This is a genomic window from Stenotrophomonas maltophilia group sp. Smal32, assembly GCF_030237085.1.
In the GTDB taxonomy this organism is placed as follows: domain Bacteria; phylum Pseudomonadota; class Gammaproteobacteria; order Xanthomonadales; family Xanthomonadaceae; genus Stenotrophomonas; species Stenotrophomonas maltophilia_Q.
This window is the reverse complement of the sequence record NZ_JASJSI010000018.1, coordinates 45,646-57,892: the sequence shown is the minus strand read 5'-3', so window position 1 is coordinate 57,892 and position 12,247 is coordinate 45,646. Positions and strand designations below refer to the sequence as shown.

The 12,247-nt window shown below is 67.0% G+C and carries 13 protein-coding genes and 1 pseudogene; 10 read left to right on the top strand and 4 right to left on the bottom strand.

Translation table 11 applies throughout. The annotated features are described in order from the left end of the window. Positions 1–302 precede the first annotated feature (302 nt). On the bottom strand, positions 303–1,670 hold the full coding sequence (gene purB / locus QRO91_RS06720; protein WP_049428323.1) for an adenylosuccinate lyase: 1,368 nt from the start codon (positions 1,668–1,670) through the stop codon (positions 303–305). Positions 1,671–1,817: 147 nt separating this feature from the next. After that, positions 1,818–2,207 carry a RidA family protein gene (locus QRO91_RS06715; RefSeq protein ID WP_049427243.1) on the bottom strand — a complete coding sequence of 130 codons (390 nt, stop codon included), beginning with the start codon at positions 2,205–2,207 and terminating at the stop codon, positions 1,818–1,820. Positions 2,208–2,316: 109 nt separating this feature from the next. Between QRO91_RS06715 and QRO91_RS06710 the strand changes: the two genes are divergently transcribed. The 9 genes and pseudogenes from QRO91_RS06710 to QRO91_RS06670 all read left to right on the top strand — a co-directional run bounded on the left by QRO91_RS06710 (position 2,317) and on the right by QRO91_RS06670 (position 10,926). Further along, positions 2,317–3,210 (top strand): LysR family transcriptional regulator, encoded by an 894-nt coding sequence (locus QRO91_RS06710; protein WP_197650675.1) that lies wholly within the window; start codon positions 2,317–2,319, stop codon positions 3,208–3,210. A 56-nt stretch (positions 3,211–3,266) separates the two neighbouring features. Further along, positions 3,267–3,776, top strand: a complete 510-nt coding sequence (dnaQ, locus tag QRO91_RS06705; RefSeq protein WP_197650674.1) for a DNA polymerase III subunit epsilon — start codon at positions 3,267–3,269, stop codon at positions 3,774–3,776. Between the two features lie 324 nt (positions 3,777–4,100). Beyond that, on the top strand, positions 4,101–4,337 hold the full coding sequence (gene rpmB / locus QRO91_RS06700; protein WP_005411638.1) for a 50S ribosomal protein L28: 237 nt from the start codon (positions 4,101–4,103) through the stop codon (positions 4,335–4,337). Positions 4,338–4,347: 10 nt separating this feature from the next. Next, positions 4,348–4,515, top strand: a complete 168-nt coding sequence (gene rpmG / locus QRO91_RS06695) for a 50S ribosomal protein L33 (RefSeq protein ID WP_169411268.1) — start codon at positions 4,348–4,350, stop codon at positions 4,513–4,515. 231 nt (positions 4,516–4,746) lie between these two features. Further along, entirely contained in the window at positions 4,747–6,165 is a 1,419-nt protein-coding gene (cls, locus tag QRO91_RS06690; RefSeq protein WP_049427247.1) for a cardiolipin synthase, read from the top strand. Positions 6,166–6,210: 45 nt separating this feature from the next. Next, positions 6,211–7,632, top strand: a complete 1,422-nt coding sequence (locus QRO91_RS06685) for an FAD/NAD(P)-binding protein (protein ID WP_049427249.1) — start codon at positions 6,211–6,213, stop codon at positions 7,630–7,632. Positions 7,633–7,641: 9 nt separating this feature from the next. Continuing rightward, positions 7,642–9,834 carry a DNA helicase II gene (gene uvrD / locus QRO91_RS06680; protein ID WP_049427252.1) on the top strand — a complete coding sequence of 731 codons (2,193 nt, stop codon included), beginning with the start codon at positions 7,642–7,644 and terminating at the stop codon, positions 9,832–9,834. 104 nt (positions 9,835–9,938) lie between these two features. After that, positions 9,939–10,265: pseudogene (locus tag QRO91_RS06675) on the top strand (low molecular weight protein tyrosine phosphatase family protein). A gap of 106 nt (positions 10,266–10,371) precedes the next feature. Further along, positions 10,372–10,926, top strand: a complete 555-nt coding sequence (locus QRO91_RS06670) for a hypothetical protein (protein ID WP_197632592.1) — start codon at positions 10,372–10,374, stop codon at positions 10,924–10,926. A gap of 81 nt (positions 10,927–11,007) precedes the next feature. Here the strand turns inward: QRO91_RS06670 and QRO91_RS06665 are convergent, their stop codons facing one another. Next, a complete protein-coding gene (locus tag QRO91_RS06665) occupies positions 11,008–11,154 on the bottom strand; it encodes a hypothetical protein (protein ID WP_180849133.1) in 147 nt (48 codons plus the stop codon). A 183-nt stretch (positions 11,155–11,337) separates the two neighbouring features. On the opposite strand from QRO91_RS06665, the gene QRO91_RS06660 reads away from it, so the two are divergent. Next, positions 11,338–11,784, top strand: a complete 447-nt coding sequence (locus QRO91_RS06660) for a universal stress protein (RefSeq protein ID WP_049427255.1) — start codon at positions 11,338–11,340, stop codon at positions 11,782–11,784. A 149-nt stretch (positions 11,785–11,933) separates the two neighbouring features. Here the strand turns inward: QRO91_RS06660 and QRO91_RS06655 are convergent, their stop codons facing one another. Next, a complete protein-coding gene (locus tag QRO91_RS06655) occupies positions 11,934–12,218 on the bottom strand; it encodes a DUF2782 domain-containing protein (protein WP_005411628.1) in 285 nt (94 codons plus the stop codon). Positions 12,219–12,247 lie beyond the last annotated feature (29 nt).

Here is a 12,247-nt window from a genome sequence, read left to right as displayed (position 1 = left end):
AAACAAGGAGGGACGCGGCGAAGCCGCGTCCCTCTCAATTCCGCCCCGATAACGTCATCCACGCATGGCGTGGATCTACTCATCCGTCACCGGGAATCTGTCAGAGGTGGGGCGGGTTGGGTTCGCGGGACCGTTGGCGCCATGGATGGCGCCATCGAGCCCCCAGGGATGGGTTTACGGCGTGTCCCGCGAAGCCAACCCGCCCCGCCAAGCGAGGCAATAACCCAGAGCCGCCTTTGACGTTGCCGTTGCAGTTGCCTGCCGCAGGCAGCGCCCGCGGCCGCCGCCGCAAAGGAAACCCTTTAGATCTTCTTCGCCAGCGACTCGGCCAGGCCGGTGTAGCTGCCCGGGGTCATCTCCAGCAGTCGTTGCTTCGCCTCCGCCGGCAGCTCCAGCCCCTGCACGAACGCACGCATCGACTCGGCCGTGATGCCCTGGCCACGGGTCAGCGCCTTCAGCTGCTCGTACGGGTTCGGCAGGCCGTGGCGGCGCATCACCGTCTGCACGGCTTCGGCCAGCACTTCCCAGGCCGCATCCAGATCGGCGTCCAGGCGCTGCGGGTTCACTTCCAGCTTGCCCAGGCCCTTGGCCAGCGAATCCAGCGCCACCTGGCTGTGGCCGAACGCGGTGCCCAGTGCGCGCAGCACGGTGGAATCGGTCAGGTCACGCTGCCAGCGGCTGATCGGCAGCTTCGCGCTGAAGTGCTCGAACAGCGCATTGGCGATGCCGAAGTTGCCTTCGGCATTCTCGAAATCGATCGGATTGACCTTGTGCGGCATCGTCGACGAGCCGACTTCGCCTTCCTTCAGGCGCTGCTTGAAGTAGCCCAGTGAGATGTAGCCCCAGATGTCGCGGGCCAGGTCGATCAGGATGATGTTGGCGCGGCGCGCGGCATCGCCGATCTCGGCGACGTTGTCGTGCGGCTCGATCTGCGTGGTGTACGGATTGAACACCAGGCCCAGGCCGGTCACGAAGCGCTCGGCGAAGGCCGGCCAGTCCACGTCCGGGTAGCTGGCGATGTGGGCGTTGTAGTTGCCGACCGCGCCGTTGATCTTGCCGGTCAGCTCGACTGCGGCGATCTGCCTGCGCTGGCGCTCCAGACGGGCGACCACGTTGGCCAGCTCCTTGCCCAGGGTGGTCGGCGAGGCGGTCTGGCCGTGGGTGCGCGACAGCATCGGCTGGCCGGCCTGGGCGTGGGCCAGGGTGCGCAGGGTGGTGGCAATGCCGTCCAGGGTCGGCAGCAGCACCTCGCGGCGGGCCTGTTCCAGCATCAGGCCGTAGCTGAGGTTGTTGATGTCTTCGCTGGTGCAGGCGAAGTGCACGAATTCCAGCGCCGGTGCCAGCTCGGCGTCGTCCTTTAGCTGTTCCTTGATGAAGTACTCCACCGCCTTGACGTCATGGTTGGTGGTGCGCTCGATCTCCTTCACGCGCGCGGCCTGGGCCGGGCTGAAGTTGGCGGCCAGGGCGCGCAGGCGGGCGATGGCGGCGTCGGAGAACGGCGCCAGCTCGACGATGCCCGGTTCGGTGGCCAGGGCCAGCAGCCATTCCACCTCGACCACGATGCGGGCCTTGATCAGGCCGTATTCGGAGAAGATCGGGCGCAGGGCGTCGACCTTGCCGGCGTAACGGCCATCGAGCGGGGACAGGGCGAGCAGGGCGGAATCGGACATGTCGGCAGGGCGGGGACGAGCGGCGGGGCCGATATTCTACGACGTGCCGGGCGGGCGTGCCCTGTAGAGCCGAGCCCACGCTCGGCTGCCCCGTGGGCACCGGATTGCCCGAAACAGCCGAGCATGGGCTCGGCTCTACAGCGAAGGTCACGGCAGCTTCGCGATCACCTTGATCTCGAACTGGAACCCATACAGCCAGGTCACGCCGATACCGGTCAGGGTCGGGTGCGGCGCCTCGCCCCAATACTCCGGCACGATCGCCCAGGCCTTCTCGAAGTTCTTCTCTGGATCGACCAGGAACACGGTCACGTCGATCACGTCATCGAACGTGCAGCCCGCAGCAGCCAACACCGCATTGAGATTCTCGAAGGCGCGGCGCACCTGGGTTTCGAAGTCCGGTTCGGGCGAGCCGTCCTCGCGGCTGCCGACCTGGCCGGAGACGAACAGGAAACCGTTGGATCGGATCGCCGGCGAGTAGCGGTTGTGCGCGTACAGGGCCTGGCGGCCGGTGGGGAAAACGACATCACGCTGTGACATGGGGAAGATCCCGTGGGAGAGAACGCCATCCTCCGCGCCAGCGCTGTCTGGATAAACCGCGATGATCGGCCTAGATTGATTGTCAATTCCAAACAATCATGGCAGTTCGATGGACCGCTTCGAGGCGATGCGGGCGTTTGCCCGGGTGGTGGAAACCGGCAGCTTCACCCGTGCGGCGCACACGCTGCAGATCAGCCGCACCACGGTCACCCAGCTGGTGCAGCAGCTGGAGGCACACCTGCGGCTGCGCCTGCTCAACCGCACCACGCGCCGGGTCAGCGTCACCGCCGACGGCGCGGCCTACTACCCGCGCATCGCCCGCCTGCTGGCCGAGCTGGAAGAGGTGGAGGGCGGGCTGGGCGACGCAGTCAGCCAGCCGCGCGGCCGCCTGCGGGTGGATGTGCCCGGACCCTACGCGCGACTACGGCTGGTGCCGGCGCTGCCGGAGTTCCAGGCGCGCTACCCGGAGATCCAGCTGGACGTCGGCGTGAGCGACCGCGAAGTCGATGTCATCGCCGACAACGTCGACTGTGTGATCCGGGGTGGCACCCCGACCGACCCGGCACTGGTGGCGCGACCGCTGGCGGCGCTGCCGATCGGTTTCCACGCCAGCCCCGGGTATGTGCAGCGTTTCGGCCTGCCGACCGATCCGCGCGCGCTGCAAGGGCCCGATCACCACATGGTCGGCTTTCTCAGCCCGCGCAGTGGCCGGGCGCGGGTGTTCAGCGCGCAGCGCGGCGATGAACGCGTTGAGGTGCAGGGCCGCTATACGGTCGGCTTCGATGACGGAAACGCCTATCTGGCCGCTGCGTTGGCCGGACTCGGCGTGGTGGCGCTGCCCAGCTACATGGCCGAACCGCACGTGGTGCGCGGCGAGTTGCTGCCGCTACTGGAGGACTGGCAACTGCCGTCGATGCCGATGCACGTGATGTTCCCGCCGAACCGGCACATGAGCCAGCGGTTGCGGGTGTTCATTGATTGGGTGGTGGAAGCGCTGGGGTGAGTGCATCGGTCGCGTGCGAAAATCACCACCGCACGTAACAGGAAACATCGCCACGCATGAGCCGCATCGTTGCACTGGATACCGAAACCACCGGCATCTCCCACCGCCTGGGGCACCGGGTGATCGAAATCGGTGCCGTCGAACTGATCGACGGCCAGCTCACCGGGCGCCAGTTCCACACCTACCTGCAACCGCAGCGCAGGGTCGACTGGGGCGCACAGCGCGTGCATGGCATCAGCGATGCGATGCTGGTGGACAAGCCGCTGTTCGCCAGCAAGGCCGCCGAACTGCTGGAATTCCTGCGCGGCAGCGAGATGGTCGCGCACAACGCCACGTTCGATGTGGGTTTCCTCGACAATGAGCTGCGCCTGGCCGGCATTCCCGCCACGCTGGCCCAGCACTGCCGCATCACCTGCAGCCTGAAGCTGGCGCGCGGGCGTTGGCCCGGCCAGGGCAACAAGTTGGACGATGTGCTGCAGCGCCTGCGCATTCCAGGGACGCGCGGCCTGCACGGCGCGCTGAAGGACGCCCATCTGCTGGCCCAGGTCATCCCGCACCTGCGCTGAACCGGCCCGGTCGTTGTTGTAGAGCTGAGCCCATGCTCGGCTGCTGTGTCCCGGAATGCCAGAGCCGAGCGTGGGCTCGGCTCTACAAGGGCTCCCGCCGCCGTGTTCAGCCGCAGCCTGTGGGTAACTTGCGCAAGTGCTTGAGCCCGTGCATAATGCGCGGCTCGCTGTGTCCGGTTTTCTACCGGGCGGCGCCCCCGGGAGCACGTCCCCGGCCGCCCAACGCCAGCGTAACCCTTTGATTCTCTTGACGTGTGGTGGGCAACCATCGAGGCCGCCGTCTCCCGGGCTACGGGCTGACAACTACTACTATCGAGGTGCGCAATGTCCCGCGTATGCCAGGTTTCCGGCAAGCGAGTGCAGACGGGTAACAACGTCTCGCACGCCAACAACAAGACCCGTCGTCGTTTCCTGCCGAATCTGCACGAGCGCCGTTTCTGGGTGGCCAGCGAGAACCGCTGGGTCAAGCTTCGTGTTTCCGCGCATGCACTGCGCACCATCGACAAGAACGGCATTGATTCCGTTCTGGCTGAGCTGCGTGCGCGCGGCGAAAAGGTCTGAGGAGTAAAGCATCATGGCAGGCAAGCGCGATAAGGTCCGTATGATTTCCTCGGCCGGTACCGGCCACTTCTACACGACCGACAAGAACAAGAAGAACACCCCGGGGAAGATGGAATTCCTGAAGTACGATCCGGTCGTGCGCAAGCACGTCCTGTACAAGGAAGGCAAGATCAAGTAATCCGCACGGATTGCTGATCCCCGCGAAGAAACCCGCCCATGTGGCGGGTTTTTTCATGCCCGATGTTCCCGTGGTGGGTGCCTGTGGGTTCCGACCGTGGGTCGGCGCGCTGTCCCCGCGCCTGGTAGGTGTCGACCTTGGTCGACACGCTGGTTCAAGGCCGTCCAGCGCGGCTCGACTCTACACACCCTGCTGGGCAGAATGGCCCATCACCTCCCGACGGGCGACGCGATGCTGTTCGAGTGGTTGCTGGGTTCGTATCTGCTGCTGATCGACTGGCTGATCCGGCTGGTCGCGCTGTGCTGGATTCCCACCCGCACCACGCCGGGGGCGGCGCGCAGCTGGCTGCTGCTGGTCGGCTTCGTGCCGCTGCTGGGCCTGCCGCTGTACCTGCTGTTCGGCCACCCGTGGCTGTCGCGCGAGCGCATCCGCCGCCAGGCCGAAGCCTCGCAGGTGATCCGCGAGGAACAGGCGCTGCAGCACCGCCTGCGCTGGACCCCGCAGCCGGACACCGCCAGCGCCGAGATCGTGCCGCTGGTGCAGCGTCAGGGCGATTTCATGCCGGTGCACGGCAATGCGGTCGATCTGCTGACCGACTACGACGAATCGCTGCACACGCTCATCGCCGACATCGACCAGGCCGAAGACCGCGTGCACCTGCTGTACTACCTGATGTTCGACGATGCGGTGGGCGAGGCCATCGTCGAGGCATTGCAGCGCGCTGCCGCGCGTGGCGTGCAGTGCCGCGTGCTGCTCGATGCGGTGGGCGCCAAGCGCGGTCTGCGCGCCTACCGCATCCGCCTGGAAGCGCGCGACATCGAAGTGCGCGCGATGCTGCCCGGTGGCCTGCGCTGGCGCCGCAGCGGGCGCATGGACCTGCGCAACCACCGCAAGATCGCGGTGATCGACAACGAAGTGGCCTATGTCGGTTCGCAGAACCTGGCCGGCCCGCAGTTCGTGCCCGGCCACCCGAACCGCGAGCTGGTGGCGCGCGTGCGTGGCCCGGCGGTGGCGCATCTGGAAGCGGTGTTCGCCAGCGACTGGTACATGGAAACCGGCCAGCGCCTGGACGTGATTGCCGATGTGCCCGAGTGCAGCGACGACATCGCCACCCAGCTGCTGCCCAGTGGCCCGGCCTACCCGTACAGCAACGCGCGCGATGCGGTGGCGGCGCTGATCCACCTGGCACGGCGACGGCTGGTGATGGTCACGCCGTACTTCGTGCCCGACGAGGCCACGCTGAGCGCGCTGCGCATTGCCGCGTTGTCCGGCGTGGAGGTGCAGCTGATCCTGTCGGCCAGCAACAACCAGCGGCTGACCTCGTGGGCACAGGAGGCCTACTACGACGAGCTGCTGCGCTGTGGCGTACGCATCGCGTTGTACGAGCCGCAGTTCCTGCATGCCAAGCACATGAGCGTGGACGAGGACATCGCCGTACTCGGTTCGATCAACATGGATATCCGCTCGTTTGCGCTGAATGCCGAAATCGGCCTGATCTGCTACGACCGCGCGCTGGTGCAGCAGCTGTGCGCGATCGAGGATGGCTACCTGCGCGAGTCGCGGCAGCTGGACCTGCAGCAGTGGCGCAGCCGTCCCACGTGGCGGCGCAGCCGCGAAGGCATCGCACGGCTGGCCGATGCGTTGATGTGAAACGGCGGCAACCGCCCGCTTCGGCAATCCGGCCCGTCATCGCCGATGGCCTACAATCGGCGCATGACTGATTCACCGCGTAATGGCGAACTGGACCTGGCAATCATCGGTGGTGGTGCGGCCGGGGTGCTGGTGGCGATCCAGGTGTTGCGCCAGGCCCAGGCGCCGCTGGCGCTGGCCATCTTCGAACCGGCTTCGCAGCTGGCGCAGGGCATCGCCTATGCCACGCCGTGGCCGGAGCACCTGCTGAACGTGCCGGCGGCGAAGATGAGTGCGTTTGCCGACCAGCCCGGCGATTTCCTCGACTACCTGATGGCCGCCAACGCCTACCCGGGCGAGGCGCGCGAGGTGCTGGGCGAGCGTTACGTGTGCCGCCACTACTTTGCAGCGTACCTGCAGCAGCGCCTGCAGGAGGCCGCCGCGGCCAGCCCGGCACAGCTGCAGGTGATCGTGCAGCCGGTACTGGGCCTGCAGCCGGATGACCACGGCTACCAGCTGGCACTCGGCGATGGCCAGACGCTGCACGCCGCACAGGCAGTGCTCGCCACCGGCAACAGCATGCGGCCGCTGCCGGTAGCCGGTGCCGAGGCACTGCCCGCCGATGACGTGATCGAGGCCTGGGACTACGACGGCATACGCACCCTGGCCGGTGAGCAGGCCGTGGCCATCGTCGGCTCCGGCCTGAGCATGGCTGACACCGTGCTGGCATTGGTCGCTGCCGGCCACACCGGCCCGCTGCACGTGATCTCGCGCCATGGGCTGCTGCCGTTGCCGCATGCGCATGGCGGCCTGCCCTCGTTCGACCCGGCTGCGCTGCTGCCGATGAGCCTGCGCCAGCGCCTGCGCGCGTTGCGCGGGTTCGCGCGCCAGGCGCAGGCCGATGGTCTGCCGTGGCAGGGGGTGATGGACCGCATCCGTCCGCACGGGCAGGCACTGTGGTGCAGCCTCGACGCGGCCGACCAGCGCCGCTTCCTGCGCCATGTGGTGCGCTACTGGGACGTGCATCGCCACCGCATCGCCGAAGAGGTCGACGCACAGCTGCAGGCGCTGATCGAAAGCGGCCAACTGCGCATTCACCGGTCCCGCCTGCAACGCGTCGGCCGCGAAGGCGATGCCCTGCGGCTGTCTGGCCGCGATGCCAACGGCAATGAACAGCACTGGACGATCGGCGGCGTGATCAACGCCACCGGCGTGGAGACCCGCGCCAGCGCGTTGCGCAATCCCTTGCTGCAGCAGCTGCAGGCAGATGGACTGGCCCGTCCCGGTCCGCATGGGCTGGGTCTGGACAGCACGGTGCCGGGCGACCGCCTGTGCGCCGCCGGTGGCCAGCCGCAGGCGCGGCTGGGCGTGCTCGGCAGCCTGCGCATCGGCAGCCTGTGGGAAAGCCTGGCGGTGCCTGAACTGCGTCAGCAGGCGCAGGCGCTTGCCACCGAAGTGGTCGCAGGAGCCGCGACGGCGATGCCGTAAAATGGGGGCATGGATGTCTCCCACCTGCTTGATGGCCTGAACCCGGCCCAGCGCGAAGCCGTCTCCGCTCCCCCCGGCCACCACCTGGTGCTGGCCGGTGCCGGTTCCGGCAAGACCCGCGTACTCACCCACCGCATCGCCTGGCTGCATGAAGTCGACGGCGTGCCGACCCACGGCATCTTCGCGGTGACCTTCACCAACAAGGCGGCCGGCGAAATGCGCCACCGCATCGACGCCCAGCTGCCCAATGGCAGCCGCGGCATGTGGATCGGTACCTTCCACGGCCTGGCCAACCGCCTGCTGCGCCTGCACTGGCAGGACGCCAAGCTGCCCGAAGGCTTCCAGGTGATGGATTCGGATGACCAGCTGCGGCTGGTCAAGCGCGTGGTGCAGGCGCTGGAGCTGGACGACGGCAAGTACCCGGCCAAGCAGATCGCGTGGTGGATCAACGCGCAGAAGGACGAAGGCCGCCGCCCGCAGCACATCCAGCCCGAACCGCACGATGCGTGGCTGGAAACCATGCGCCAGGCCTACATCGAATACCAGGCGCGCTGCGACCGCGCCGGCCTGGTCGACTTCGCCGAGCTGCTGCTGCGCGCGCATGAACTGCTGCGTGACAACCCGGCGCTGCTGTCGCACTACCGCGCCCGCTTCCGCGAAATCCTGGTGGACGAATTCCAGGACACCAACGCCATCCAGTACGCCTTCGTGCGCGTGCTGGCCGGGCATGAAGGCCACGTGTTCGTGGTCGGCGATGATGACCAGGCCATCTATGGCTGGCGCGGCGCCAAGGTCGAGAACGTGCAGGGTTTCCTGCGCGATTTCCCGGGGGCGCAGACCATCCGCCTGGAACAGAACTACCGCTCCACCGCCAACATCCTCGGTGCCGCCAATGCGGTGATCGCGCACAACCCCGACCGCATCGGCAAGCAGCTGTGGACCGACAGCGGCGACGGCGAACCGATCGACCTGTACGCCGCTTACAACGAAATGGACGAGGCGCGCTACATCGTCGAGCGTGCGCGCCAGTGGGTGCGCGACGGTGGCAGCTACACCGAAGTGGCCGTGCTCTACCGCAGCAACGCGCAGTCGCGCGCGCTGGAAGAAGCGCTGCTGAGCGAACAGGTGCCGTACCGCGTGTACGGCGGCATGCGCTTCTTCGAGCGTGCCGAAATCAAGGACGCGCTGGCCTACCTGCGCCTGCTGTCCAACCGCAACGATGACGCGGCGTTCGAGCGCGCGGTCAACACGCCCACCCGTGGCATCGGCGACCGCACGCTGGACGAAGTGCGCCGCGAGGCGCGCGCACAGGGCATCTCGTTGTGGGAAGCGACCATGCTGGTCACCCAGGGCAACGCGCTGGCCGCACGCGCGCGCAATGCGCTGGCCGGCTTCCTGGGGCTGGTCAACGAGCTGCAGGCCCAGACCGTGCACATGACGCTGGCCGAGCGCGTGGACCACGTGCTGGCCCGCTCGCAGCTGCGCGAGCACTGGAGCAAGGAAAGCCGCAACGCGCTGGACTCGGAATCGCGCACCGACAACCTCGACGAACTGGTCTCGGTGGCGTCGCGCTTCGTGCGCCGCGCCGACGACATCGAGGAAGTGGGCGAGGACATGGACGAGCTGGTCGCGTTCCTGGCCTATGCCGCACTCGAGGCCGGTGAGGGCCAGGCGCAGGCGGGCGAGGACGGCGTGCAGCTGATGACCCTGCACTCGGCCAAGGGCCTGGAATTCCCGCTGGTGTTCCTGGCCGGCCTGGAAGAAGGCCTGTTCCCCAGCGCACGTTCGCTGGAGGAAAGCGGGCGGCTGGAAGAAGAGCGCCGCCTGGCCTACGTGGGCATCACCCGCGCGCGCCAGAAGCTGGTGCTGAGCTATGCCGAATCGCGCCGCATCCACGGCCAGGACAACTACAGCCTGCCGTCGCGCTTCCTGCGCGAGATTCCGCGCGAGCTGCTGCACGAAGTGCGCCCGAAGGTGCAGGTCTCGCGGCCGGCCTCGATGGGCGCCAGCCGGGTGATGGGCCATGCCTCGATCGAGGCACCGCCGGTCAAGCTCGGTGCGCTGGTCACCCACCCCAAGTTCGGCGAAGGCATGGTGACTGACTACGAGGGCAGCGGCGCGCACGCCCGCGTCCAGGTCGAGTTCGCCGACGCCGGCAGCAAGTGGCTGGTGATGGCGTATGCGAATCTGACGGTGATCTGATCACCATCGAGGGGCGGGAACTCCTGTAGAGCCCGGCCATGCTCGGGTGGTTTTGGCGGAGAAAACCAGCCGAGCATGGCTCGACTCTACAAAGGCGAGTATGCATGACCCGCAACGTGCTCTTCCTCTGCAGCCAGAACCGCCTGCGCAGCCCGACGGCCGAGCAGGTATTTGCCGATTGGCCGGGTATCGAGACCGCCTCGGCCGGGCTGCTGGCCGACGCCGAGGAAGTGCTCAGCCCCGAGCTGCTGCAGTGGGCCGACCTGGTGTTCGTGATGGAACGCGCCCACCGCAACCGGCTGTCCAGCCGCTACAAGGCCTGATTGAACGGCAAGCGGGTGATCTGCCTGGATATCCCGGATGACTACGACTACATGGACCCGGTGCTGGTGGAGTTGCTGAAACGCAAGGTGACGCCGTTCCTGCGCTGACGGGCTGTTGTAGAGCCGAGCCCATGCTCGGCTGCTTCTGGCGGAAAAAGCAGCCGAGCATGGGCTCAGCTCTACAATAGGCGGCGACATCTTCCAGGAACGCCCCATGACCGAACCCACGCTGCACGTCACTGTGAAGTTGAACGCCCGGCTGCAGCCGGAGCATCGCCACGAGCTGTTCGAGGATCCGCTCGACGCGCTGCTGCAGGCTGCCCAGGTGGGCGAGCTGACTGGTGGCGGCACCGCGATGTCGGATCTGGGTGAGGTCGAGTACGGCGATATCGAAGTGGCGCTGATCGATGCGAGCGGCGTGCCGAAGCTGATCGACCTGCTGGAACAGCTGGGTGCGCCGAAGGGTTCGCAGCTGCGTGGTGCGGGCGAGGCCGACCGCAGCTTCGGCGTGACCGAGGGACTGGGCATCTACCTGGATGGCCTGACCCTGCCGGACGAAGTCTACGAGCAGTGCGATTCCAACCACGTGTTCGAGCAGCTGTCGGAGAACATCGACGGCCTGGGCGAGATCTGCAGCTGGTGGCAGGGCCCGACCGAAACCGCGCTGTACATGTATGGTGAATCGTTCGAAGCGATGCGCGAAGCGATTGCCGGGTTCGTGGCCAGCTACCCGCTGTGCCAGAACGCACGCGTGGTGCAGATCGCCTGAGCATGGGCCTGATGTAGAGCCGAGCCCATGCTCGGCTCCTCCATCCGCAGCCGAGCATGGGCTCGGCTCTACAGAAGCAACTTACTTGCCTGCTGCTTGGCGGGCGTTGTCACGCAGCGCCATGTCCTTGCCCAGATGATAGCCGCCGTAGAACAGCACGAAGGCGGCGATGAGGCTCCAAAGGATGATCCTGAGGGGGCTTCGTGATGTCGGCTTGCTGTCCTGCATGCATGTTTTCCTGGCGCGGCCCGATACCGCCTGGCCAGCATGCTTGGGGGTAAGCGGGCGCGCAAGCCGGCGATGCGCACGGGCCGCTGCTCTGCGCCGGATTGATCCTGCTCAAGGCGCAGCCTGCACATCCGGTGTGCAATGGTGTTGTTCCCATCTGGCAGATCGCTACGGAGCCCCACCATGTACAAGCGCATCCTGATTGCCACCGACGGGTCCGAGCTGGCCGACAAAGGCCTGGCCAAGGGCCTGGAGCTGGCCAAGGACCTCAATGCCGAGGTCGATATCGTGACCGTTTCCGAGCCGTGGGCCGTCGGCATGTACGACGCCATGGGCTGGAGCGTGGGCTACATGAACAGCCCGGAGTACAAGGCCGACCGCGAGGAAGGCGCGCAGAAGGTCCTTCAGCCCGCGCTGGCCAAGGCGGCCGAGCAGGGCATTACCGCCAACCCGATACACGTGCTGGACCGCTATGCGGCCGATGGCATCATCGAGACGGCGGGCGAGCGCAACAGCGATCTGATCGTGATGACCTCGCATGGCCGTCGCGGCGTGACCCGCGTGCTGCTGGGCAGCCAGACCGCGGAAGTGCTGGCGCGCAGCACGCTGCCGGTGCTGGTCATCCGCTGATCCACACCCACTGATTCAAGCGTTCCCGGGGAGGGGACCCGACGCCGGCCGCAGGATGCGCGCCGGCGTTGTTTTTTGTGGTGGCCGTGCCGTTTGCCATGATGGGGTCAGAGCCCTTTCCTGCGGAAAGGGATCCGGCCCCGGTCACCTCACCAGCTGTACAGCTTCCAGTACACCGGCGAGACGCCGTCCTTGTCGTTGTCGAAACGGCCGTCGCCGTTCTTGTCGTACATGTAGAACGGAGCACCGCGCGACGGGGTCACCTTGACCATGCGCAGCTGGCCGGACACGCGGTATTCCTCGATGACATCGCCGTTGTCCATGGTGCGCTTGGAGACATCGGCGCCCTTGACGTCCACCGGGGGAGCACCTGCGCCACCCATGCTGGCGCAGCCAGCGAGCAGGAGCAGGGAAGCCAGCATCAGGGTCTTCATCGGCGGGGGCCTTTGCCTGGATAGAGCCT